The 23,567-nt window shown below is 48.3% G+C and carries 23 protein-coding genes; 11 read left to right on the top strand and 12 right to left on the bottom strand.

The genetic code is table 11. The features are described 5' to 3' along the window. A partial coding sequence (locus MOQ06_RS22505) for an HNH endonuclease (RefSeq protein WP_242174874.1) occupies window positions 1-484 on the top strand: 484 nt, incomplete at its 5' end. Beyond that, window positions 481-825 (top strand): hypothetical protein, encoded by a 345-nt coding sequence (locus MOQ06_RS22500; protein ID WP_242174872.1) that lies wholly within the window; start codon window positions 481-483, stop codon window positions 823-825. The genes MOQ06_RS22505 and MOQ06_RS22500, both read left to right, overlap by 4 nt. A 496-nt stretch (window positions 826-1,321) precedes the next feature. Here MOQ06_RS22500 and MOQ06_RS22495 read toward each other — a convergent pair whose 3' ends face one another. From MOQ06_RS22495 to MOQ06_RS22475, 5 genes are all read right to left on the bottom strand, one after another. After that, complete coding sequence (locus MOQ06_RS22495; RefSeq protein ID WP_242174871.1) at window positions 1,322-3,004, bottom strand: response regulator receiver domain; 1,683 nt, start codon at window positions 3,002-3,004, stop codon at window positions 1,322-1,324. After that, entirely contained in the window at window positions 2,997-5,966 is a 2,970-nt protein-coding gene (locus tag MOQ06_RS22490) for an ATP-binding protein (RefSeq protein WP_242174869.1), read from the bottom strand. Before MOQ06_RS22490 ends, MOQ06_RS22495 begins: the two co-directional genes overlap by 8 nt. Window positions 5,967-6,005: 39 nt before the next feature. Beyond that, a complete protein-coding gene (locus tag MOQ06_RS22485) occupies window positions 6,006-7,043 on the bottom strand; it encodes a DNA cytosine methyltransferase (RefSeq protein WP_242174867.1) in 1,038 nt (345 codons plus the stop codon). A gap of 918 nt (window positions 7,044-7,961) precedes the next feature. After that, window positions 7,962-8,417 (bottom strand): hypothetical protein, encoded by a 456-nt coding sequence (locus MOQ06_RS22480; protein WP_242174866.1) that lies wholly within the window; start codon window positions 8,415-8,417, stop codon window positions 7,962-7,964. Window positions 8,418-8,804: 387 nt separating this feature from the next. Next, window positions 8,805-9,686 (bottom strand): LysR family transcriptional regulator, encoded by an 882-nt coding sequence (locus MOQ06_RS22475; RefSeq protein WP_242174865.1) that lies wholly within the window; start codon window positions 9,684-9,686, stop codon window positions 8,805-8,807. A 105-nt stretch (window positions 9,687-9,791) separates the two neighbouring features. Here MOQ06_RS22475 and budA point away from each other — a divergent pair, with 105 nt between their 5' ends. From budA to MOQ06_RS22450, 5 genes are all read left to right on the top strand, one after another. Then, window positions 9,792-10,571 carry an acetolactate decarboxylase gene (gene budA, locus MOQ06_RS22470; protein WP_193356035.1) on the top strand — a complete coding sequence of 260 codons (780 nt, stop codon included), beginning with the start codon at window positions 9,792-9,794 and terminating at the stop codon, window positions 10,569-10,571. 13 nt (window positions 10,572-10,584) lie between these two features. After that, the gene (gene alsS, locus MOQ06_RS22465) at window positions 10,585-12,264 is read left to right on the top strand and encodes an acetolactate synthase AlsS (protein WP_347272552.1); all 1,680 of its coding nucleotides are present in this window, start codon (window positions 10,585-10,587) and stop codon (window positions 12,262-12,264) included. Window positions 12,265-12,284: 20 nt separating this feature from the next. Then, window positions 12,285-13,055: a (S)-acetoin forming diacetyl reductase gene (locus MOQ06_RS22460; RefSeq protein WP_242174864.1), complete on the top strand. Its 771-nt coding sequence runs from the start codon at window positions 12,285-12,287 to the stop codon at window positions 13,053-13,055. Window positions 13,056-13,188: 133 nt separating this feature from the next. Next, window positions 13,189-13,662 carry a cold shock domain-containing protein gene (locus tag MOQ06_RS22455; protein ID WP_176610963.1) on the top strand — a complete coding sequence of 158 codons (474 nt, stop codon included), beginning with the start codon at window positions 13,189-13,191 and terminating at the stop codon, window positions 13,660-13,662. A gap of 114 nt (window positions 13,663-13,776) precedes the next feature. Continuing rightward, on the top strand, window positions 13,777-14,487 hold the full coding sequence (locus MOQ06_RS22450; RefSeq protein WP_148419345.1) for a GNAT family protein: 711 nt from the start codon (window positions 13,777-13,779) through the stop codon (window positions 14,485-14,487). Between the two features lie 35 nt (window positions 14,488-14,522). Here MOQ06_RS22450 and MOQ06_RS22445 read toward each other — a convergent pair whose 3' ends face one another. The 7 genes from MOQ06_RS22445 to MOQ06_RS22415 form a co-directional block, all read right to left on the bottom strand. Next, a complete protein-coding gene (locus MOQ06_RS22445; RefSeq protein ID WP_148419344.1) occupies window positions 14,523-14,741 on the bottom strand; it encodes a YgdI/YgdR family lipoprotein in 219 nt (72 codons plus the stop codon). Window positions 14,742-14,937: 196 nt separating this feature from the next. Next, on the bottom strand, window positions 14,938-15,897 hold the full coding sequence (locus MOQ06_RS22440) for a glycyl-radical enzyme activating protein (RefSeq protein WP_242174863.1): 960 nt from the start codon (window positions 15,895-15,897) through the stop codon (window positions 14,938-14,940). After that, window positions 15,860-18,241, bottom strand: coding sequence for a choline trimethylamine-lyase (gene cutC / locus MOQ06_RS22435; protein ID WP_242174862.1), 2,382 nt, complete (start codon window positions 18,239-18,241; stop codon window positions 15,860-15,862). Before cutC ends, MOQ06_RS22440 begins: the two co-directional genes overlap by 38 nt. Window positions 18,242-18,254: 13 nt before the next feature. Further along, complete coding sequence (locus MOQ06_RS22430) at window positions 18,255-18,578, bottom strand: SMR family transporter (protein WP_242174861.1); 324 nt, start codon at window positions 18,576-18,578, stop codon at window positions 18,255-18,257. Between the two features lie 14 nt (window positions 18,579-18,592). After that, a complete protein-coding gene (locus MOQ06_RS22425; protein WP_148419340.1) occupies window positions 18,593-18,931 on the bottom strand; it encodes an SMR family transporter in 339 nt (112 codons plus the stop codon). Between the two features lie 114 nt (window positions 18,932-19,045). Continuing rightward, window positions 19,046-19,849 carry a PhzF family phenazine biosynthesis protein gene (locus MOQ06_RS22420; protein ID WP_148419339.1) on the bottom strand — a complete coding sequence of 268 codons (804 nt, stop codon included), beginning with the start codon at window positions 19,847-19,849 and terminating at the stop codon, window positions 19,046-19,048. Next, window positions 19,839-20,507 (bottom strand): helix-turn-helix transcriptional regulator, encoded by a 669-nt coding sequence (locus tag MOQ06_RS22415; protein ID WP_148419337.1) that lies wholly within the window; start codon window positions 20,505-20,507, stop codon window positions 19,839-19,841. Before MOQ06_RS22415 ends, MOQ06_RS22420 begins: the two co-directional genes overlap by 11 nt. A 221-nt stretch (window positions 20,508-20,728) precedes the next feature. Between MOQ06_RS22415 and MOQ06_RS22410 the strand changes: the two genes are divergently transcribed. From MOQ06_RS22410 to MOQ06_RS22395, 4 genes are all read left to right on the top strand, one after another. After that, window positions 20,729-21,085, top strand: a complete 357-nt coding sequence (locus MOQ06_RS22410; RefSeq protein WP_242174860.1) for a hypothetical protein — start codon at window positions 20,729-20,731, stop codon at window positions 21,083-21,085. Between the two features lie 818 nt (window positions 21,086-21,903). After that, window positions 21,904-22,167 carry a hypothetical protein gene (locus MOQ06_RS22405; RefSeq protein ID WP_242174859.1) on the top strand — a complete coding sequence of 88 codons (264 nt, stop codon included), beginning with the start codon at window positions 21,904-21,906 and terminating at the stop codon, window positions 22,165-22,167. Window positions 22,168-22,207: 40 nt separating this feature from the next. Next, window positions 22,208-22,756, top strand: a complete 549-nt coding sequence (locus tag MOQ06_RS22400; protein ID WP_242174858.1) for a fimbrial protein — start codon at window positions 22,208-22,210, stop codon at window positions 22,754-22,756. 107 nt (window positions 22,757-22,863) lie between these two features. Continuing rightward, window positions 22,864-23,562, top strand: coding sequence for a fimbria/pilus periplasmic chaperone (locus MOQ06_RS22395; RefSeq protein ID WP_242174856.1), 699 nt, complete (start codon window positions 22,864-22,866; stop codon window positions 23,560-23,562). Window positions 23,563-23,567 lie beyond the last annotated feature (5 nt).

Raw genomic sequence — 23,567 nt, 5'->3', positions numbered from 1 at the left:
TATTGGGTTGAATGGTGGGTGGAACCTTTATCAGTATGCGCCGAATCCGTTGGGGTGGATTGATCCGCTTGGATTATCAACTAGACCTAATAATGGTAACTATAATATTTTCCATGACTATTCTCTTGATCCTAAATATAGGTATTCAAGTGATGGTGTTCAATTTAACAGAGCAAACACGGACTTTATTAATAAAATGAACAGCGATCTCTCATTTAGAAGAGATATGTTAGGGCGTCATCCTGCACTAGGAGAGTGGTTGAACAACCCTAACAAAGCATCAAGTCCTCCTGGCTTAACCTGGCACCATCATGAAGACGTTAATCGACTTGTTTTAGTTGATCGTATAGATCATGCCGACAATCATGGTCTATATCACCCAACAGGAAAAGGTGGTCGTGAGATGTGGGGGGGAGGAGAACCTGGTCGTAGAGGTAAACTGGATGGAGTAACAGGTAAACCTAAAGGGGGGAAATGTGTATGAGTCAGTTAGAATACAGAAAAGCTTATAGTTTGGATGATTTAATATCTAAGCTTATGGGTGGGTATACATTGGATAATTTTTGTGTGTATACAAAAGAATATGAATCATCTGCTAGAGCAGATCTTATCTGTTATTTAGATAGCTATCCTGTCATTAGTGATGACGATGAGGAAGTATATCCTGAGTTTGTAGTCGATAATTCACTGGAATTATTTTTCTATGGCGAACAATTTTTAGATGTATTACGTAATATCACTGTCCAGAGAGAAAATCCATCTAAAGAAGATTTCATCGCAGGTTTGAATTTTTATCTCGAGAACGATAATTTCATTGATCTTTGATGTAAAGGCCGGGATTCTTATTAAGAATCCCGGTTTATTTTTTTAATTGTTTAAGATAGTGCTTCTACAAGTATCCTACTAATTTGATATTAGTTACTTTTAAGCCCTTGGTGCACCATTCAGCTTAATCAGAGGTTTATAAAGTAAAATATTGGATGTTATTTTTATCGTTGAACTATAATTTTAGTTAATGGATTGTAGAACATATGGTAAAAATGAATGCGTTAACATAATTGATTATCGGTTAAAATGATGATTTTTCGTAAAGCGAAATGTTTATTCTTATATTCAGTGCTTGTAAAGTTAAAAAAACATCGAAATATTTTTTTATGTTCATAGATGCTACGCTGTATTATAAGTTATAGTATGAGCGTGTTTATTTTATAGTATGGTGTGGTAGCAAAAACGGATGAAACATACGCATGGATTGAAAAAAATATTAAAACCCCAAAAGGGAGGGATAAGAAGCCATGATAATGGCTTCTTATATCATATATTAAAATTTGAAATGTCCTTTGGAAGCCAAACGCAAATATTCAGAATCAATAATTCCTATCCTCATCCAGTTATTAGCAATGCTGGCCATCTCACTTGTAGCTCTACTGTATCTAATTTCACCAATCCACTCAAAATCTATATTATTATCAGAAAAAATGTATTTTTTTTCTTTCTTACAGGCTCTTACCCGTTGTGTTTCCTTATCAGGTGAAAAACTGTATGTCCTTACTATAGGGTTTCTCTTGTCAAAGAAAACACCTATATCTTCTCCATTTTCAGAGCTAATCACAAGGTTGTATTTTTTACTCGTAGCTGCTGAACCTTCAATAAATACAAATGGTCTTGAGGATGACATACGTAATGTGTCACAAGCCGGTGTAAAACACATCAAGTATTTTTTTTGTTTTTCGTTGTTAATATATGACAGGATTGTTCCCGTGGTAAGTGAAGGTAGCCATTCAGGATTCATTAAACGAGTTGTTGAACCGGTGGACTCTCTTCGGAAAGCAACGAGTTTCGAAAATTCGTTCTGACATTTTTTTGAAACTAGTTCGCTTCCAGTAAGGCTCACAGATAATAAATCCCGTTTTTTTTCTGGGAAGGCAATTCTCGAGCCATCATCGTGCATAAAATCATTATCATTTATACCATTTTTCAAAAGCGAACTAATAAAATCAAGGTTAATATGAATTTCCTTATCCTTATCTTGATATTTAAGAGGTTTAATTTTTTCTTGGTTGTAATTCAACCATTTGGTGATCGTTTTACTTTCGAGATAATCATCGGCAATACGTTCAAGTCCAAGTGCATTATCACATTCAGAAACCATAAGTTCTCGCATTAATTCTGCAACATCACCAGGAGGGTTTGTAATTAATCTATTAGAAACATACGCAGCATCTATATTGGCACTGAATCGGGTTAGCATATGATGCGTATTATTCCGTATTGCTCCAATAGCTGCTAATGCAAAAGATGGAATTAAACCATTAGCGAAGCGAGAAAATATTTGGATTAAAGCTTCAGGTAATGATGATGCAGGTAGTTGATTTTTATTTTTTAAGGTGATGATTGTTGATTTACTATGGGCGCAGAAGTTCTCGCCCGAGATACGGTCAACATCAATTCCACCCTTTTTTAAACTAGCTATAACATCATTAAATATATTATCAGTTAGAGGCTCACCTGTATAAATACATATTAATCTTAAGCGTCCGTTCTCGGCTGAATCAGATTTGGCAATTTCCTCAAGGACTTCCAAGGTAAGTGCTGCACTTTTAGATTCCAGGTACCAGTCTATAACAACTATATCCGAAACTTTAGCGGCATTAATAGCTCGGTTTAATTTCTGTTGCTTATCCTTATTTGCGTCGTCAGGAAGAACAAAAGCACAGGCAATCCCTTTCTCAGAGAAAACATCTGAAATGGCCCGTAAATCTAGATCATGCGCACCACTACTCGTTACAATTTCTGGTGCCGTAAGTTGAGGCATATCTCCATCCATTCCGGTATTTCTTAAATCATTTTCATTTGTTTTTATTTTCTCAGCATCCATTCTAATCCATGGTTGATTATCGATTATAACCGCGGTTTTTAAAAATTTTTTGACTGCGCCCTGAATATGTTCACCCCATTTTATTTTATGAAATTCAGGTGACTGCATGTTTTGGTTATTATTCATCGTTGTTTTCCTTAGGCGAAATTTTAAAAATAGGAGATTCATTTAATCCGAAATTGATAAGCTTAATTTCAAGACCTTCGCGATTAAGAACTTGTTTTGTTATTGCCAGCCCCATACCTCTGCCCCCTGGTTTTGTAGTCTCCCCAAAATCAAAAATACGGATTGAATTCCTAAACTCAATGCCAGGGCCATTATTGCTAATCAAGAAACCATTTTCATCGGCACCAAGATAAATTTCTTTTTTACCTTGAGCTCTACTGTTAAGCCAGTAGATTGCATTGTCAATAACATTAATAAAGGCTCCAATCAAGGCGGATGATTTACAACTTAATTTAAATCTGCGAAATTCAAGGCTTATAATTAGAGTTATCGCTGATGTTTCTAAAATTTCATTAAAAACATGACGGATAACATTAAGTATTTCATCGCCCGATATATCAATAGTAATCCGATTCATTCTACGTCCTAATGGATCAAGTACTTTGAGATATCCATCTAAATGATCAATGTGATTCCGTAATTGTTTATAGATACCAGATAGTTGTGGGTTTTTATCTGACCACGGTTTTAAATCCAGCATGGCTGACTTTATGCCACGTGCCGCAGATTCAAACTCATGCTGTAATATGCCTACTGACATACCCATTTGGGCAAATTCAGAATAAAATTCTATTTGTTCTTTAAGGACTTCATTTTCGGATTCGAGTGCAGCGAATCTATCATCTAAAGTCTCCCTCTCTTTTACGTCTTCAGCTAACTCAATTAACTGTCTTTTAAATGAATCGAGAAGGCTTGCTTCACGCATTCTTAATTCATTGATTTTTCTTTCAACATCATAACGAGATACATCAAGAAGTCTTGGATCATTGGCTGTTTTTTTGCTGAAATCATTGATAAGAAATTCAATATCATATCGAATTTTTGAAAACTCATCTTTAAGCATAGACTTTACAGATGCTTGCATATTTTCTAAAGCCGCGGTAGTATCTTTTTTCAGTATGGATATTTCTTTGAAAGCAGCCTCTTTTTCTTTTTCAATTTCTTTTAAAGCAATATCTCTCAACTCTGAATCTTCAATTTTTCCTCTTGTTATTCTTTGTATTTGATTTTCGAAATCTGCACGCAGAGGGGTAAATAGATTTTCTTTTAATTGTTTTTTTATTTGTTCATAAACAGCTAAATCTTTTTTTATTCGACTGTTTAATGATAAACCGCGAGGAATAGACAATTCTGCTTTATTTTCCAGATTATTTAATTGCTGTTTTATTTCTGATTCAAGATTTTTAATTTCAGAAGAGAGTTCGCCTAAATTATCGATGGAAGATATATTGTGTAGTCTGATTTGTAAGTATTCTTTGATTCTGGTTATTTCTTCATCAAAGAAACTTTTATTGTAATCAGCAAAAAAGCCATCTATTTCTTCTTGAAATTTTCGCCGTCTATGGTTTGCTCTTTCTTGTTGCTTTTTTAAAAGCTCTGCCTGAGCAATAAATAATGATTTACTCTCGTTAAAATCTTCACCTTGAGGAGAAGACACTCTGAAAAACTCATATGCAAGTTGTCTAAAGAAATTAACTAATATACCACGAAAATCTCTATATGCCTGATTTTCCCTGAAACCTTCTCTCCCTGCTTTTTCAGTTAAGCTTTTGTTTTCATTGTGTTTTATTGCAACATAGCCAAAGCCGCGTCGATAAGAAAAATACCAGTCTTTCGCTGCAAGTGTTCTTCTTTTTTCTATATCCAACCAGTCAACGTCTGAGTTTCCATAAGGGAGTATGCGTATTCCATCACGATATATATATAGTCCACCCACTCTTTCTGTTTTGCTTGTTATTTCAGACCAATCCTCAGGAGCGAGGCGAGATTCGTTCGACCGCCCTTGAACATATCCATATCTAAGAGAAAATGCTCCACACCTAGTTCTGCGTCCTTTACCTTCAGGCCAGTTACAAACGAATTCTCTCGGTTTACCATAAATAGAAACTATACCTACAAACTGGCCATATTCATCAAAATCACCCTCGAAATACTGGTCAGTTTTGTTAAAATCTTCATTACTAAAAAAACTACTAGAACCAATTCTTTCTAAAATACCGTCTTTTCCATGGTCCCTAAATTCAGTTTTAATAACAGGGTTATCCATTGCCATTAGATTTGAAAATCCAAGTAGATTTCTTTCTAATTTAGATGATTCTTTATCTGTTCCGCCATCTATATCGTCTTCTAATTCAGGGGCCACCGGCAAAACTATAAAGTGAGTACCGTAACCATCTCCTGATAGAGTTAGTGGATTATCTTTATCCTGATTGAGATTACTATCAATTATATCAGGAGATAAAATTTTTACTTTTTGTAAATCATCCAACAGCTTAAAATATGAATCACGTGAAATGTCTTTTTTAAGAATTTCAATGTTTTTTTCAATCTCTTCTGCAAGCTTACGAATATCTTCACGTGTAGGGAGATTTCCCACTGAAAATTCAGCGATAGGTATGTTTATTTGACTTACATCTATCCCGGGCTGCTCGAATAACCCCCAATGGATTAGAGTAACAACTAAATTATGTAAACCTTCAGGACGAGTAGCACGCGTCATTAAAAGTGTTATAGGGGCTATGACAGCAATTGCTAAGCGGCCTATTCCTTTTTCTCCCATAATAGAACGCCGAGCTAATGTTTTCGGGCCTCGCCATTCTTTATCTGTCAACTCCTCATTAGCATCAACTCTCGATTCAGTGCCCAAGGTCAGCCATCGCGACTCAACATCGTCACGAGTCATTCCGTAACCATCGTCTCTAAGTATTAAAACTTGGTTCCGTCGAAAATAATCAACCTCAACTCTTTCTGCATATGCATCATGAGCATTTTTAAATAATTCATGTATTGCTGTAGGAATGCCAGCTATTTGTTGCCGACCTAACATATCTACAGCCCTTGCTCTGACTCTAAGTTGTGTCATAAAGTCCTCTGGAATGTAATATTTTTCAAATTTTTGAAGTTAGTAATTATTTAGTGCTTTTTTCAATTCTGTTGCTAACGTTTTCATCATTGCAGGAGGTACAGCATTTCCTATTTGCATTGCGATCTGGCTGGCATTACCATGAAAACGATAATCGTCAGGGAAAGATTGCAATCTTGCTGCCTCTCGTAATGTGATCGCACGATTTTGATCTGGATGGGCATAGCGCCCTTTGGTTATATCAGTGCAGCCAGTAGTCAATGTTGGTGCAACATCATTCCAACGCATCCTTCCATAAGTATCTGAAAAAGAACTTTTTTTTGTTTTTTTATGGCACGATAATTGGAGTTCATCAGGTAATGATTCTCTTCCACCTCCATCCTTTGGGATGTATTTTAACCGTTCAATATTTAAAGCAGAGTGTTTTCTAGCGAAGTGTAACGCATCTTTAAGAGTATTTTCAGAACCTATCGGCGGAACAGGCAAATTTCTAATGGCATCACCTACACTCAATCTCTTCTGAGTTTTAATTTTAATTGAATGAACGATTTTATTATCTCTTGATGCTATTAATATAGCACGTACGCGTCTTTGAGGTACCCCTAACTCTGCGGCATCTACGCGCATCGGTTTTAAAACTGTATATCCTTTTTTTTCAAGCCATTTTTTATAATTGTCAAATATTTCGGAGGAGACTAAACCTGGAACATTCTCTAAAAAAACTAATGACGGATTTAAATTCTCAATGAATTTCTGCGATTCTTGCACTAAATTTCTTCGCTTATCAAATTCACTTTTATGTTTGTTCTGACTACTAAAAGGTTGGCATGGAGCACATACGACCAAAAGATCTAATTTATCATTAATTAGATCTTTAAAAATAGATGGATCCACGTTCCTGATATCATCTTCAATGAGACGGACTTTGGGATGGTTTTCTCTATAAGTACGGCATGCCCCTGGATCACAATCAACAGCACCTATGACATCAAAACCAGCTTGACGTAATCCCAAAGTAACTGCACCTGAACCGCAAAAAAGATCTAAGGCTATAGGTTTTTTAAGGGAATTGGCCATTGAATCGATTCCAATATAATATATGTTAAATTAATAATTAAAATTCGCATACTTTAGATAGTATAATTAAATTCCTTCATTGTAATATAATTTAATTGATAAGTCCAGATTTTTAATTGGAATTGGAAATTGATTGTTTTAAGCAACTTATCTAAGTTGCTTAGTTAAATTTATCAATACAAGAATCTTCAAATTTTTAAGATGGTTAATGATGGAACTTATAAAATATTGTGATTATAAAACTTGCATGATATCTTTTTGAAAATTATTAGCCATGATGTTCAATTGATAATATATATTTTCGAAGGTGTTTCTTCATGCTAAACACCGCTCAAGAAGTTTATGATTCCTCCAGATTGACATTTCTGGATTCAGATTTTTCCTGTAATGATCATTTCAGGACAGGATACAACAGTTGTAGCTCCGAAGTATAGGTGAGGGCATCGTCAGTCCCTTAGCATTTTTGCGGACCAGAACAAGTGGATAAGGGGTTGGACTTCCTCATTACCGCGATAAGTTTTTAATTACAGTTGACATTTTTTTATCTAATTTCTATGTTCTGTTGGATTTGCGAACGGCTACATAGGTGACGACCATTAGAATGGTCTACGCTTTTACTAGAGCCTTACAGTCTTCATAATAATAAGCAAGCTGAAGCACTTGTAGAGAATTTTGGCATTAGAAAGATTCCTATCCTTACAGTGTCTATTATTAAAAATCTGAGGGAAATGATACAGGGCACAATGATGAACCGTAAAACTGACCATGAATTAATCCCAAAATACTTGTTAAAAAAATTCAAAGAATTATATTTTTTGCTTGGATACTCTATCGCATTCAATTGTTGATATAAAGAATTTGTTCTAGGCCGGGACTGTACCTAATACATAGCTAAATCCCGGCTTCCTACCACCTAACTCAATGCGCCGAAATATACGGCTCCTTCACAAACTCAGCCAGCAGCCAAACCATATCATGCAGTAGCCCGACGAGTTCTTTCGCCACGCTCGCAGGCAACGTCCCGCCCATTACCGCCAGCGTTAACGCTACGGCATAATCCACCTGCAACGTCGTCTCCTGCCAGCAGTCCGGCACGCAGGAGGTAATCTTTTCCCCTGCGATCAATTGTTCAACCAGATACGAAGGCAGTTCGGCATCGCAGCATTCCCGCAGCCGCTTCAGCACAGCCAGCAATCGCTCGCAGAGCGTGGCAAACGTCACCGCGTCGTCAGTTTCCACCAATACGCTCACATACGCAGTGCAGGCGTCAGCCAGTTCAAAGAGATCCGCAGAATCGGGAAGTTGTACGTGGAGAAGATGATAAACAGCGCTTTCTTCAGTAAGCGCGTAAGAAAATCCAGGGATAGTAGCCATAAGGCATCCTCTTTATGCAAAAAATGTTAACCGCCCGATGAGTTCCTACGCTCAGAGGGGGTAGCGCTGACGGAGGTAGGAATACCGTGCATAAAGAAAAACGGCCAGCCTTTCGACTGCTCCGTCAGCGCCACCGTGATTCTAACGGGATATGCGCTGTCGCGACAAAAAATATCGCTTTATGCTAACGGGTTCCTACGCCCGGTTACGGATGTGCCGCAACGTGGGCACTTTACGACCGTGAAGAAGGGATGAAAAGAGATGCCCCTGAATTACATAAGGTTGCTTGCAGGTTTGCGAGGCGGCTTCCAGAAGGGCATTGCCGGGTGGCGGCTACGCCTTACCCGGCCTACAACAACCACCAACCAAACCCACCGGCCACGACTGCTACCCCTCGCTCATCATCGCCAGAAATCGCTTCACCGTCCGCGAGCGTTCAAAGCGCCGCCAGCAGAGCGCGATATCGGTATAAAGCTCCGGTGAGCTCAGCGCGTGGTAGGTGATATTCGGCGGAGAAATGGCCGCCATCGACTGTGGCACCAGCGCGAAGCCACCGCCGGCGGAAACCATGCTCAGTGAAGAGGAGAGCTGTGAGGATTGCAGCGTATGTTGCATATTGATTCCGGCCCGCTCGCAGCTGCCGTAAACGCGGTCGTACAGCCCCGGCGCGACCTCCTGCGGGAACAGCACTACCGGCGTATCCTTAAGCTCGTCCAGCGCCAGATCGCCGCGCGCCGCCAGCGGATGGTCGCGATGCAGCGCCACCACCATCGGCTCCCGGTCAAGGATTTTTAGCTCGAACACCTTGCTGCTCTCGCACGGCAGGCGCACGAAGGCGATATCCAGCTCACCCTCCGCCAGCATCGTCGTCAGCGAGGACATATTGGCTTCCACCTGGTGAACCTGCACCGCCATGTTCTGCACCTGATACTGGCGGATCAGCGCGAAAATTTTGGGATGAAAAGCGTCGGAGCTGGTGATCCCAATCGACAGGCTGCCGTTCAGCCCGCGCGCGATGCCGCGGGCTTTCTCCAGCGCGGCATCGCTCAGCGCCAGGATCTTGCAGGCGTCCTCGTAGAAGGCTTCTCCCGCCTCGGTCAGCTCCACGCCCCGCGTCAGGCGTCTGAACAGCGGCGTGCCCACTTCCTCCTCAAGCCGTTTGATCTGCTGGCTCAGTGGAGGCTGTGAAATACCCAGCGCTTTGGCCGCCCTGGTGAAGTGTCGCTCGCGTGCAACCGCGACAAAATAGCGCAGATAACGAAGTTCCATATCTAAAACGTCTCAAACCAGCATGGATTCTATATTGGAACTCTATGCTGAATCGGGTCAACATTTATTTAACCTTTATAAATAAAGTTGAAGAGGACGAGCATGATGATGCATTCATCCGCATGCGACTGTGAGGCGAGCTTATGTGAGACCCTGCGTGGGTTCTCTGCCCGGCATCCTGACAGCGTGATCTATCAGACATCGCTAATGAGCGCCCTGCTAAGCGGCGTGTACGAAGGGGAGACCACCATCGCCGATCTGCTGGCACACGGTGATTTTGGGCTCGGCACGTTTAACGAGCTGGACGGTGAAATGATTGCCTTCAGCAGCCAGGTGTACCAGCTGCGCGCCGACGGCAGCGCCCGGGCCGCGAAGCCGGAGCAGAAAACGCCGTTCGCGGTGATGACCTGGTTCCAGCCGCAGTATCGTATCACCTTCAGTGCGCCGGTCAGCCGCCAGCAGATCCACGACGCGATCGACAAGCAGATCCCCTCCGATAACCTGTTCTGCGCGCTGCGCATCGACGGCAACTTCCGCCACGCCCATACCCGCACCGTACCGCGCCAGACGCCGCCGTACCGCGCGATGACCGACGTGCTGGACGACCAGCCGGTGTTCCGCTTTAACCAGCGCGAAGGGGTGCTGGTCGGGTTCCGCACCCCGCAGCATATGCAGGGCATTAACGTGGCGGGCTACCACGAACACTTCATTACCGACGACCGTCAGGGCGGGGGACATCTGCTCGACTACCAGCTGGAAAGCGGGGTGCTCACCTTCGGTGAAATTCACAAGCTGATGATTGACCTGCCCGCCGACAGCGCGTTTTTACAGGCCAACCTTCACCCCAGCAATCTTGATGCAGCGATCCGTTCCGTCGAAAACTAACAGGAGAACTACCGTGAACAGTGATAAACAGTCACGTCAGTGGGCGCACGGCGCCGATATGGTTGTCGGCCAGCTGGAAGCGCAGGGCGTGAAGCAGGTGTTCGGGATCCCGGGTGCGAAAATCGACAAGGTCTTCGACTCCCTGCTGGACTCGTCCATTGAAATCATCCCGGTGCGCCACGAGGCGAACGCGGCGTTTATGGCGGCAGCGGTAGGGCGGCTAACCGGAAAGGCCGGGGTCGCGCTGGTCACCTCCGGGCCGGGCTGTTCAAACCTGATCACCGGCATCGCCACCGCCAACAGCGAAGGCGACCCGGTGGTGGCGCTGGGCGGGGCGGTGAAGCGGGCGGATAAGGCGAAGCTGGTGCACCAGAGCATGGACACCGTCGCCATGTTCAGCCCGGTGACGAAGTATGCCGTGGAGGTTAACTCTCCGGACGCCATTGCCGAGGTGGTGTCCAACGCGTTTCGCGCCGCTGAGCAGGGCAGGCCGGGCGGAGCCTTCGTCAGCCTGCCGCAGGACATTGTCGACCAGCCCACCACGGGGGCGATTTTGCCCGCCAGCACCGCGGCGCTGATGGGCCCGGCGCCGGAGTCGGCCATTAACGACGTGGCGAAGCTTATCGAAAAGGCCAAAAATCCGGTCATTTTGCTTGGCCTGATGGCCAGCCAGCCCGCCAACAGCGCCGCGCTGCACAAGCTGCTGGAGAAAAGCCGTATTCCCGTCACCAGCACCTATCAGGCTGCCGGGGCGGTGAATCAGGAGCACTTCACCCGCTTCGCCGGGCGCGTCGGTCTCTTTAACAACCAGGCGGGCGACCGGCTGCTGCATCTGGCGGATCTGATTATCTGCATCGGCTACAGCCCGGTGGAGTACGAGCCGTCCATGTGGAACAGCGGCGATGCCACCCTGGTGCATATTGACGTGCTGCCCGCCTATGAGGAGCGCAAATATGTTCCTGGCCTGGAGCTGGTAGGGGATATTGCCGCCACGCTGAACCTGCTCGCCAGCCGCATCGATCGCAAGCTTGAGCTGAGCCAGCGCGCCTCGGAAATTCTGGTCGATCGCCAGCATCAGCGGGATCTGCTCGACCGCCGCGGCGCGTCGCTCAACCAGTTTGCCCTGCATCCGCTGCGCATCGTGCGCGCCATGCAGGACATCGTGAATAACGACGTAACGCTCACCGTCGATATGGGCAGCTTCCACATCTGGATCGCCCGCTACCTCTACAGCTTCCGCGCGCGTCAGGTGATGATCTCCAACGGCCAGCAGACCATGGGCGTGGCGCTGCCGTGGGCCATTGGCGCGTGGCTGGTAAATCCCGGGCGCAAGGTGGTCTCGGTGTCCGGGGACGGCGGCTTTTTACAGTCGAGCATGGAGCTGGAAACCGCCGTGCGCCTCAACGCCAATATCCTGCACATCATCTGGGTGGATAACGCCTACAACATGGTGGCAATCCAGGAAGAGAAAAAATACCAGCGTCTTTCCGGCGTGGAGTTTGGCCCGGTTGACTTCAAAGCCTATGCCGACGCGTTCGGCGCGAAGGGCTTTGCCGTGGAGAGCGCGGCTGCGCTCGAGCCGACGCTGCGCGCGGCAATGGATGTCGATGGCCCGGCCGTGGTGGCCATTCCCGTCGACTACAGCGATAACCCGCTGCTGATGGGCCAGCTCCATCTCAGCCAGATTTTGTGAATCAATATAAGGACAGAGAAATGCAAAAAGTGGCTCTCGTTACCGGCTCCGGCCAGGGGATTGGGAAAGCGATCGCGCTTCGTCTGGTGAAGGACGGCTTTGCCGTCGCCATCGCGGATTATAACGAAGAGACGGCGAAAGCGGTCGCGGATGAAATCACCCGCAACGGCGGCAGGGCCGTCGCCGTGAAGGTGGACGTGTCTGACCGCGACCAGGTGTTTGCGGCGGTCGAGAAAGCCCGCACCGCGCTGGGCGGCTTCAACGTTATCGTCAATAACGCCGGGGTGGCGCCGTCTACGCCGATCGAATCCATCACCCCGGAGATTGTCGACAAGGTCTACAACATTAACGTGAAGGGGGTGATCTGGGGCATTCAGGCCGCGATCGACGCGTTCCGCAAAGAGGGGCACGGCGGTAAGATCATCAACGCCTGCTCCCAGGCGGGCCACACCGGTAACCCTGAGCTGGCGGTGTACAGCTCCAGCAAGTTCGCGGTGCGCGGCTTAACCCAGACCGCCGCGCGCGACCTCGCGCCGCAGGGGATCACCGTTAACGCCTACTGCCCCGGCATCGTCAAAACGCCGATGTGGGCAGAGATCGACCGTCAGGTCTCCGAAGCGGCGGGTAAACCGCTCGGCTACGGGACCGAAACCTTTGCCAAACGCATTACGCTTGGCCGCCTGTCCGAGCCGGAAGATGTCGCCGCCTGCGTTTCATACCTCGCCGGGCCAGACTCTGACTACATGACCGGCCAGTCTCTGCTGATTGACGGCGGGATGGTATTTAACTAAAAAATAAAGATAAGCTCTGACATGAACTTTCCCCTGCCCCCGTGCAGGGGCTTTTTTTTGTCTCGTCAGCCATTGTGGATTACACTGCGCGCTGCAAAACTTTAGTCTTGAGATCTGACAGGCGGTAACAGCGATGAACGGTACAATCACAACGTGGTTTAAGGATAAAGGCTTTGGATTTATCAAAGATGAAAACGGCGACAACCGCTATTTTCATGTGATTAAGGTCGCCAACCCCGATCTGATTAAGAAAGATGCCGCGGTGACCTTCGAGCCAACCACCAACAGCAAGGGCCTTTCCGCCTATGCGGTGAAGGTGATCCCGGAAAGCAAGCACCTCTATATTGCGGGCGAGCGCGTGAAGCTCACCTCGATCAAATCCTTCGTGGTGTTCAGCGAAGAAGAGCCCGTGGATGCTAAAATCGACAAAGAGAACGCGGTGCTGTCGGTGGGGCTGCTGATGAACAGCATCAAGCCGAAAACCGAGAAAAAACCGGGCGAAATGCGCACGGTGAAGAAGCTGGCAATCACCACCTTCCAGAACACGACGATGATCTTTACCGAAGATGAAATCGACATCGACGCTACGGTAAAACTGCTGAAGTAACCTTGTGCCGGGTAGCGACGACGCCTTACCCGGCCCGCACGTTCTTCCTTTTCGTCCGCTTTTTAACCTGCTATAACTCACTCCTTACCTTTCAGGGATCAGGGAGTCTCCGTTGTGCCCGAAATCAATCAACATGGTCAAACCGTTAACGATATCGTTCCGGACTGGAAATGCGCCAGGGCCTTAACCCGCACCCCGCTCGCCGGTCAGTATTGCCGTCTGGAGCCGCTGGATGCGGATCGCCATTCAGCTGATTTATACGAAGCCTACGCGCTGGGGGACGACAGCGACTGGACGTGGCTTGCCAGCTCTCGGCCTGAAAGCGTAGAAGCCACCGCGCACTGGGTGCTTGGCAAGGTGATGGATGACGATCTGGTGCCCTTTGCCGTTATGGATTTACGTACCGAAAAGGCGGTAGGGCTGGTCTGCTATATGGCGATAGAGCGCTTTCAGGGCTCGGTGGAAATCGGCCACGTTACCTGGTCGCGCAGGATGAAAGGCTCCCGCATCGGCACCGAAGCGGTGTGGCTGCTGCTGAAAAATGCCTTTGAGCATAAATATCGTCGGCTGGAGTGGAAGTGCGATTCGATGAACGTCGCCTCGCGCAGGGCGGCGGAGCGGCTGGGGTTTGTCTGGGAAGGGCGCCTGCGCCAGAAGCTGGTGCGTAAAGGACGCAATCGCGACAGCGATATGCTCTCCATTATCGACGGCGAGTGGCCGCAAAGGGATGCGGAACTGCGTGCCTGGCTGGCGGCGGATAATTTCGACGGGGAAGGGCGGCAGGTCCGGCGGATTGAGGCATTTCGCCAGCGGAAAGAGGTATAGGGCAGAGGGCACTGTAGCCTCTCTGCCCCTGTACGTTATTTCTCGATCATCTGACTAATTTGATCGCGGTTGATGGCATGTTCATTGCCCGCGATATCTTCGTAAGTAATTAAGCCGTTGTCTTCATCCACTTCCGGTTTTCCGTGGGTGATAATCATTTCACCATTTTTCTTTTGTAAAACATAGTCGCTGGAGCACCCTGCAACCGTCAGGGTCATAAATGCGAGACTTATTACTGCTACTACTTTTTTCATCTTAATGCCTGTAATTAAAAAGACCACAATGGCCGAATAAGGTTACTGAAATTCACTTCACAACCAGGGAGATATCAGTAACGCTGCATATATCAAAAACATAAACAGGAGCGTCACGATAACAACGCGACGTTCTAGGGGCGTAACGCCCGCTTCAGAGACTTCATCTGGTTTCGTAGACATGATTTTCTCTCCATTAACCTGCGAGCGTACCCGACACCTTTACCGGCAGGCGATAGTGACGTGCAATCGATAAGAAGTTATCGACATTAGCTGTACCTGTGTTCCAGCCGTACTCCCTGTTGAGTAATTTATATTTTCCCGTACCGAAACGGTGATAGGGGAGTAATTCCACCCCCTGAAAGTTTTCTCTTCCCTTAGTTAGCGCGGAGATCAGCGACAGTAATTTATCGGCCCGATCCGGGGCATCGTTAAAATAGGGGATCACGGGAATACGGATAATAATCTGTTGCCCGCCCTGTAATAGCCGCGCAAGATTGCGCACAATTGTCTTATTGCTGACGCCGGTATAACGGACGTGCAGCGCATCCTCCGCGCTTTTTAAATCGTACAGGATCAGATCGCAGCCTGACGTTGCCTGATGAATAGCGTGCCAGGAAGCGTAGCCCGCGGTTTCAATTGCGGTATGAATGTCCTCCGCTTTGAGCCGTTCAACTAAAACGCGGGCAAATTCAGGCTGCATCGCCACCTCGCCGCCGCTGAGCGTGACGCCGCCTCCGGACTGGCGGAACCAGACTTCATCAGCCATGACCCTTTCAAAGGCGGTATCCGCGCTAACATGCTCGCCGACAATATTGAGCGCGGCGGCAGGACAGCGCGCTTCACATAACCGACAGCCCGCGCATCTGCGGTCGCGTTCAAGAACATGCACGTTGTGGTCCATGCCGTGCAGCCTCGTCGGGCACAGGTCGGCACATTTGCCACAATGCAGGCAGCGGTCGGCATGGAAGAAAACATCCCGGCCGGTGCTTTGCCCTTCCGGGTTAGCGCACCAGGCACAGCGCATCCGGCAGCCTTTTAAGAAGATGATGCTGCGGATGCCCGGCCCGTCATGTAACGAAAACCGCTGAATGTTTGAGATCCAGCCGTACGTCTGTTCAGAAGTGCCGCTGCGTGGTTCTGCTGATGATCTCATCCTGGACCTCTTTACTTAATTCAACGAAAAAGGCGCTGTAGCCCGCCACCCGGATCATCAGGTTGCGATAGTCTGCGGGGTGCTTTTGCGCCTTTCTCAACGTCTCGTCGTCCACGTAGCTGAACTGGAGCTGGGCATTTCCCAGAATGCTCGCCGTGCGCAGCAGGTGGATCAGGCTGTTCTGGCCTTCAGGCGTCTCCAGCATCCCGTACATGAGCTTGATGTTATGCACCATGCCAATATCCATCTCCTCGACGTTGATCCGGCTCACGGAGTTGATGATGGCAGTCGGGCCGAGGTAATCCGTTTGCTGGGCCGGGCTGATGCCATCGGCCAGCGGTTTACCCGCCAGCCGGCCAGAGGGCAGCGCGCCGGTGATAAGCCCGAACGGGGTGTTGTTGGAAATAGAGAGCGTGCCAAACGCAAACGGCGCATACAGCATCCGGTAGCGGCGGTGCTCCTGCTCGAGAAAACGCACCAGCTCGCGGGCGATTTCATCCACCTCACGAATATCGTTGCCATATTTCGGCGCTCGCTGGCAGGCGGTCAGTATGTCGTCATAGCCGACAAAATTGTGGTCGAGCGCCTCCACGAGCTGCCGCAGCGTGAAGCGGGCGGTGTCGAAAACCAGCGTTTTGATGGCCATTAGCGAATTTACGCAGTCGGCAAGCCCGGTCCAGATGAGGCCTGGCCCTGCGTTGAGGCGTGCGCCTCCCTGAGTGACGTCTTTTGCTGTGGCGATACACCCTTCAATAAAGCATGACATCAGCGGTTTTCTGGCATGCTCTGCATGCAGCTTCTGGACGATAAGCGTCGCCTGCGCGGCGTTTCTGACGATAGCGGCGAGCTGGGCCCGAACCGCGGATTCAACGTCCTCATAACGACTGAACCGGGACACGTCGCCCGTGGAGGGGCCGCACGGCTTCCCGTTTTGGTTTTGGCCGTTATGCAGAGCCAACTCGATAGCCGCGGTAAAGGTGGTATAGCCTACCGACGTCCACTGGTACATTTTTCCTGATTTTTGCGGCTCGACGCAGCCCATCAGGCAGTAGTCCCGGGCATCTTCATAGCTAAACCCTTTGTGCAGCATCATCCGGATATGCGCATCGTCGAAATGGCAGGCCGGAAAACCCATGCCGCTGCGTACCACGTCGACCACTTTGCGCAAAAACGGCTGAGGGGACTGGTTATGTATACGTACCGCTAAACCCGGCTGGTAGATTTTTAAACGCGCTGAACAATCCATGATCGCCAGCGTCAGCGGGTTGGTCGCATCGCCACCTTCGCGCTTCTGGCCGCCAACCACGAGGTTGATAAACGGCTGATAGCCAGCAAAATACATTGCCGTCGATTCGCTGCAAATCCACAGGGTTTCGGCCATTTTTATCAGCCAGCAGCAGAGGAGTTCCTCAGCCTGCTGAAGATTGAGCGTGCCGTCGTTCAGATCGCGCGCCAGCAGCGGCCAGAGGTACTGATCGACGCGGCCGAGGGATATGCCGGTCTGGTTCTCTTCCAGCATAAACAGGGAGTGTACGAACCAGATAGCCTGCAGCGCATCGTGGAAATGCTGCGGCGGCTGCTCCGGCACCCGGCGGCATATCCCGGCCAGATGCAGCAGCTCATCGCGACGCAGCGGATCGCCTTCCTTTTCCGCAAGCGCATTCAGAAAGTGCGCATAACGCCGGGCATAGGTCACCACGCCGTCGCAGGTGTGCAGAATGGCGGTATAAAAATTGAAGGCATCACAGCCCTCGGGCGTAGCGGGATCGAGCGCGAGAAGCCGCGATGCCGCCTCCTCGCGGATCCCCTTTATCCCTCTGGTCAGCAAGATAGTGTCATAACCCGGACAGGAATCGCCGCCGCCGTTTTGGGTTTTGATCGTGACGTCGCAGATGCCGTCATCATGACACCACTCCCACAGCCCGTGGGTCTTGAGCCGCGTTTGCGCCATTTCATCTAGGGAGCGCCCCTGCCAGTAGGGGAATACCTCTTCGCGAAGCAGACGCTTTGTTTCCTCATCAATCTGATAGGGATCCTGCGCCCGCGTGGGAAGGGTCTCCAGCTCTTCCGCCAGCCAGCGCCAGCTGATTTCTGGCGAAACTTCTCCCCCGCGTGCGCCGCCAGCAGGATGGCTGACGATGAGCTCATTCTGCGCTACATGCAGCGGCGCAGTCTCACAGGCACGCTGAAAGGCCAGCGCCCTGAGCAGGCTGTTGTTCATTCCCGGATTGTCTTTATAGACCCGAGTTACGCTCACGGCCCGATGCGCCGAGACGAAAGGTTTTGCCTGAAGGTAGGCGTCACGAAGCTGAACCACGCGCAGTGAAAGCATCTCCGTCGTCATGCCGTTTCTCCTGTTAAAAGGCGACGATCGCCAGCCCGGTCACGATGCAGCCAATCCCGATCTTTTCCAGAATGCTGCTTTTTAATTGATAAAAAATGCCGCTCATCACGGTTATCACCACAATCCCCAGCCCCGCCCAGACGGAATAGGCGACGACAGGTGAAATATATCCCATAAGCATTGACAGAGAATAAAAAGAAATAGCGTAGCAAGCCATGCAGTGAATGGTTAATGGAATATTTTTAAAATGTCTGGTCTCCGGGAGCAATAGCGTGCCGGTGACTTCCATCGTGACGGAAATAATCAGCCAGAAAAGGCAGTTCAGAATAATATACATTTTTAATTGCAGTGTTATTTGTTTTGTTTGATCGCCAGGTTCAGAATAATGGTTCCCGCGATGACCATCCCCAGGCCCACCCATGCCCTCTGGGACACCGCATAGTCAAAGCAGCGGTATTGTATAGCGGTAATGCTGAATAAACCGACCGCTGACCAGATGGCATAGGCCACGCCGATATGAATCCGGCGTAATGCAATCGATAAAAAATAATAGCTTACGCCGTAGCTTATTACCGCAGATAACCCCACTACGGGGCGCTGAAAACTGTTTGATAACGATAATAAGGTTGTGGCGATAACTTCAATGGATACTGCAGCCAGCAGGGCAGCAGCGCTTTTCGTTAACGTCATTAAATAAATCTCACACTGTTAAATAAAAATATAAGCGTGTTTACTGGTGTAAAAATGCGGAACAGCCGCTCGACTGAACTGTTTCACCCGCGTTTAGGCTTCACATCCGTGTGCTTACAGAATAAAGGTTCCTTCAATCATCAGGCACGCTTTGCCCGAGAGTTCGATACGCCCGTTATCCTTAACGTGGCAAATCAGTTCGCCTTTACGGCTTCCGCCCTGTTGCGCGCGTAGCCTCTTCTTCGAGAGTTTTTCACTCCACAGCGGTGCCAGAAAGGTGTGAGCCGAACCCGTCACCGGATCTTCATTTACCCCCACCTGAGGGCCGAACCAGCGTGAGCGAAAATCGAAGGTGCGTGAGGCGGCAGTGACCACCACACCGCGCGCGTTAAACTTTTCCAGCGCGGAAAAATCAGGCTTCAGGGCATCCAGCCTGTCCTCATCATCTATAACCACGATAAGATCGGACGCCAGCCAGGTTTCACCGGCGTTTTCCTCCAGCCCAAGCGCCTTAAACAACCCTTCCGGGGCGGCAATCCGGGACGGGATCGCCTGGGGGAAATCGAGCGTGTATTGCCCATCGTGCGAGGTCACGGTCAGCTCGCCGCTGCGGGTGAAGAAACGCACGCTGTTGCAGGCGTCGTCACGGCTAAAGAGAACGCTCGCAGCGGCAAGCGTCGCATGGCCGCAGAGATCCACCTCTACCGCGGGGGTGAACCAGCGAAGCGCGAAGCCGTCATCCTGTGGAACCACAAACGCGGTCTCGGAAAGGTTGTTTTCGGTAGCGATGCGCTGGAGAACAAGCTCCTCCGGCCAGGCGTCCAGCAGGCAGACGGCCGCGGGATTCCCCGTAAAGGGGCCGTCAGAGAAGGCGTCTACCTGGTAAAACGGGATGCGCCGGGGACTGTTATTTTTCACCCATCACCTCAAGATCGTTATAAACCGTATAGCGGGTCACGCCCAGGGCCTGCGCCGCGTGCTGGACGCCACCCCGCATTTTGAAAATGCCTTTAGCGTGCATTTCAGCGACTATTTTAAGCCGCTGCGCTTTCTGTACCTTTTTTCCCGGGACCGAATGTTTATCGATGATTTCCTGGATTGACTGCTCAATGATGCCCCCCAGGTTCATATCCTGCGGGTCTGAATCGGGAAGTGGGCCGCCCGTTATCGCGTCGAGGCACTTGCGCATTTGGTCGTAAGGCGAGGTATCGATATTGATGCAAAAGGCCATCAGCGGTACCCCTTCCTCACTATAGTAAATTGTCGAGGCGCTGTTGAGGGTCCGTCCGGACGCCGTGACGGTTTTATAATTTTTTACCGTTACCGGGGTGCTGTCCTCGCTTTTTTTAAGCAACAGGGCAAATCCTTTGTCTTTTTCAGGACCGGATAACAGATTGTCACCCGCTTTTCTGCCGCTGACGTGCCCGTTGACAATCTTTATTACGGACCGATCGGGCGTGGTGAGGTTGTGCAGGACTATCTCCTGGTTCGCCGACAGCGTACCTGCAAGAGCTTCCATTGCCGCTTCCAGCGGCCCGGAAATCAGTTCAATCTGTTTTGCGTAATCTGATTTCATCGTTGTTCCTGTATGTTCTGCATGGTCAGATGTCCTGTTTAAATCCTCGCTACTTTCCTTACCCGGCCTTTATGCCGCAAGCGAGAGTCCTGGTAGCGTTAAAGTATATCGATAGTGTTTAATTATCAACAAAAAGTTGATAAAGGCGGCGTGTGCGGGTACATTTTATGCCGAACCAACCGGTTGAATTGACCATAACTGCTTAATGCTTAAAGGATAAAATGAAATTTTTAACTTTGATTGTGGCCGTAACGCTCCTCACGGCATGCCAGCTGGTGCGTCCTTTTGGCGATGCGACCACCTATAAACCTTTTACCGTTTCATCGCATCCCGGTCTGGACGGACGATATCACTGTATGCGAAGCGCGCTCGGCGCCGAAGGCTATGAGGTGGAGTACATCTTCCCCGAGCGGGACACGCCTAACTTTTTTGATATTTCTGAGGGGAACCGGCTGATTGCCCAGGTTGATATGACGCATACCACAGGGGCCAACTTTCTGGATATTACGCTTATCTCGGGGTCAAAGCAGACCAATGAAGAGCTTGGCCGGGTAATTGCACCCTGCGTCAGCAGATGAGCACTCCTGACGAATGACATTTGAGGCACCGGTTGCGGGTGCCTTAATCAGATCTGCAGCGGCATTAATTCAACAAAAAGTTGATTATCTGCTTTGGTGTTGATAGCGTTGCCCTACTGGCAGTCGTCAAGGGGGTTATATGAACACTGTTCGTCAAAAAAACACCAGGTGGGTCAGGTGGACGGAACGAGGTCTGGTTTGCTCGGTCATTTTGCTTTGCATCAGTAACTACGTTTATCAACTCTTCCGCATCTTTTCTGCCTGAAGTCCGTCTGTTTTCGTTGTGTAAGATGTGACGAATATAAAAAATGCATCCTGACAAAAACATAATCACTATCCTTTATGTCGTTACGCTTTTGCGCTTCCGGTATAAACTTCTAAAAAAAATATTTTTTTAGACAAAAAAACTCACAAGTTGATCGCTTATTACAATTCAACATTATCATTTATAAACTGTGGAATTACTGGTGGGGGTGGTTTTTTTGTATGCGCCGAGTGCTTTAAGCAGCATGTATCACTGCTTTTTTGCGTGTTGTGCGGTTTAAGAGATTGATTTTTTCACTGATTGACACATTTATCGTTACTAAACACAATATAACCTCACATTGCGAGTGGTATTAATCCTAAAGGCAGCTCTGGGAGGTGTTGGTATAGAAAAGAATAAGGAACTTGTCGCCTTTCAGGCCGCGTGTAGCGGTTATATTGTGGAATTTAATAACGGATCCCGACTCTGGATTAACCGGGAAACATTGCTCGTTGGATGGTTCGATAATCCGCAGGTACCCCAAAAGGGAAGGATGCGGTTTCAGAAAACAAAAATGAATCTTTTTGCTTATCTTCTGGAACATGCTGTTCGAAAAGAGGTCAGCCGTGATGAATTATTGCATCAGGTATGGGAAAAGTATGGCCTTAAATCATCCAGCAGACAGCTGTGGCATGCAATAGGACAGCTTAAACTGAGCCTGTTTACGCTGGGGATCCCTTACGAATTTATTCAGTCGAATAAAGGCAAGACCTATTCGCTGGAAAAAGTGAGGGTTTTCTTTATTACTCAAGCCGATATTAATGATGATGCATATTAATTGTGTAAGCAGCTAAAATCTTATTTAATGAGATATACATATGTCTGAAAATGTTAAAGTCTTTCTGGCGTTATGCTCTTTTGTTTTTACTGGCACGCTCGCCCATGCCGCGAGTTCAGGCACGATCAGCTTTACCGGTTCGGTAAACAGTGAAACCTGCGCGGCTGTGGTAAATAACGGTACTGCCGATGCAACGGTAACCTTGCCCGCCGTACCAGCATCAGCGTTAAAAACGGCGGGGGCGACCGCGGGGGCAACCACATTCACGATTAATTTAACCGGCTGCGATCCTGCCAATACCAAAACCCGCGCTTTTTTTGAGGCGGGGGGACAGGTTAACAGCACCGGCCGCTTAAACAACTCGGATACAGCGGGGGCGACAAACGTGGAGCTAGAGCTGCTTGATGTGGATGACAACAGTTCCGTCATTAAGGTGGGCGACTATGCGTCACAGTCCACGTCCGGCACCACTATAGATGCGTCGTCCGGTACCGGCACGCTGAATTATGCTGTCCGCTATTATGCTACGGGGGCGGCGACGGCTGGGGCAGTAGCCAGCTCAGTAACGTACAGCATTATTTATCTCTGATCTATTTGTTAGGTACGGATATAACAATAATTAAACAGGGAGTGTTTCTTCTTGAGGTCTGTCGTCGGCCTGAGGAATCAGGCCGTTTTTTACCAAAATGGAAAGGTATGAAATTTAAATTACTCGGTACGTTTATTTTGCTTTGGTTTTTTAGCCATATTGCAGTGGCAGCGGTCTCGCTTTCCGGAACCCGCGTTATCTATCCGCAGGGCAAAAAAGAGATAGCGCTGGAAATTAAAAATCATGGTGCGCAGCCGGTGCTGACGCAAAACTGGATCGATGACGGCGATATTCATTCATCGCCCGATATACTCAATATACCTTTTATTATAACGCCGCCTATAGCCAGAATTAATTCGCAACAGGGGCAATCTTTACGCATCTCTGCTCTGGAGAATACGCTACCCCAGGATCGGGAATCGGTTTTCTGGATAAACGTTCTGGAAATCCCGGCGGTTAATAAAGCGGCAGTAAATAAACTGCAAATGGCATTCCGGACACGCATTAAATTGTTTTATCGCCCTGAAGGGCTTGTCGGAAAACCCGAGGCCGCAGCTCAGCAGCTTAGCTGGCGAAAAATATCCTCCACTCAGCTGGAGGCAAAAAATAACACCCCATGGAACGTTTCCCTGGCAGGCGTGGCCTCCGGCAGGTGGAGGGCTACCGGAGATGTAGTGCCCGCCTGGGGTAAAAAAATCTTCACCATAAAAAGCGGGCAGCTTCTCTCCAGTAGCGGGGACGTCAGCTGGACCTACATCAATGATTATGGCGCTGAACGTTCCGCAAGCGGCTTCCTGAAAAATTAATTCAC

The sequence above is a fragment of the Enterobacter sp. I4 genome, assembly GCF_022669095.1.
GTDB lineage: Bacteria > Pseudomonadota > Gammaproteobacteria > Enterobacterales > Enterobacteriaceae > Enterobacter > Enterobacter pasteurii.
The sequence above is the reverse complement of the archived record's forward strand: the minus strand, read 5'-3'. Positions and strand labels throughout refer to the sequence as shown.

Bases quoted from the DNA above. Each gene is read 5' to 3' on its own strand.
- MOQ06_RS22410 (WP_242174860.1), top strand. From the start codon at position 20,729: ATGAAATTTTTAACTTTGATTGTGGCCGTAACGCTCCTCACGGCATGC.
- MOQ06_RS22455 (WP_176610963.1), top strand. From the start codon at position 13,189: ATGAACGGTACAATCACAACGTGGTTTAAGGATAAAGGCTTTGGATTT.
- MOQ06_RS22425 (WP_148419340.1), bottom strand. From the start codon at position 18,931: ATGACGTTAACGAAAAGCGCTGCTGCCCTGCTGGCTGCAGTATCCATT.
- MOQ06_RS22485 (WP_242174867.1), bottom strand. From the start codon at position 7,043: ATGGCCAATTCCCTTAAAAAACCTATAGCCTTAGATCTTTTTTGCGGT.
- MOQ06_RS22475 (WP_242174865.1), bottom strand. From the start codon at position 9,686: ATGGAACTTCGTTATCTGCGCTATTTTGTCGCGGTTGCACGCGAGCGA.
- MOQ06_RS22400 (WP_242174858.1), top strand. From the start codon at position 22,208: ATGTCTGAAAATGTTAAAGTCTTTCTGGCGTTATGCTCTTTTGTTTTT.
- MOQ06_RS22490 (WP_242174869.1), bottom strand. From the start codon at position 5,966: ATGACACAACTTAGAGTCAGAGCAAGGGCTGTAGATATGTTAGGTCGG.
- budA (WP_193356035.1), top strand. From the start codon at position 9,792: ATGATGCATTCATCCGCATGCGACTGTGAGGCGAGCTTATGTGAGACC.
- MOQ06_RS22415 (WP_148419337.1), bottom strand. From the start codon at position 20,507: ATGAAATCAGATTACGCAAAACAGATTGAACTGATTTCCGGGCCGCTG.
- MOQ06_RS22445 (WP_148419344.1), bottom strand. From the start codon at position 14,741: ATGAAAAAAGTAGTAGCAGTAATAAGTCTCGCATTTATGACCCTGACG.
- MOQ06_RS22495 (WP_242174871.1), bottom strand. From the start codon at position 3,004: ATGAATAATAACCAAAACATGCAGTCACCTGAATTTCATAAAATAAAA.
- MOQ06_RS22500 (WP_242174872.1), top strand. From the start codon at position 481: ATGAGTCAGTTAGAATACAGAAAAGCTTATAGTTTGGATGATTTAATA.
- cutC (WP_242174862.1), bottom strand. From the start codon at position 18,241: ATGACGACGGAGATGCTTTCACTGCGCGTGGTTCAGCTTCGTGACGCC.
- MOQ06_RS22430 (WP_242174861.1), bottom strand. From the start codon at position 18,578: ATGTATATTATTCTGAACTGCCTTTTCTGGCTGATTATTTCCGTCACG.
- MOQ06_RS22440 (WP_242174863.1), bottom strand. From the start codon at position 15,897: ATGAGATCATCAGCAGAACCACGCAGCGGCACTTCTGAACAGACGTAC.
- MOQ06_RS22460 (WP_242174864.1), top strand. From the start codon at position 12,285: ATGCAAAAAGTGGCTCTCGTTACCGGCTCCGGCCAGGGGATTGGGAAA.
- MOQ06_RS22395 (WP_242174856.1), top strand. From the start codon at position 22,864: ATGAAATTTAAATTACTCGGTACGTTTATTTTGCTTTGGTTTTTTAGC.
- MOQ06_RS22405 (WP_242174859.1), top strand. From the start codon at position 21,904: ATGAATCTTTTTGCTTATCTTCTGGAACATGCTGTTCGAAAAGAGGTC.
- MOQ06_RS22480 (WP_242174866.1), bottom strand. From the start codon at position 8,417: ATGGCTACTATCCCTGGATTTTCTTACGCGCTTACTGAAGAAAGCGCT.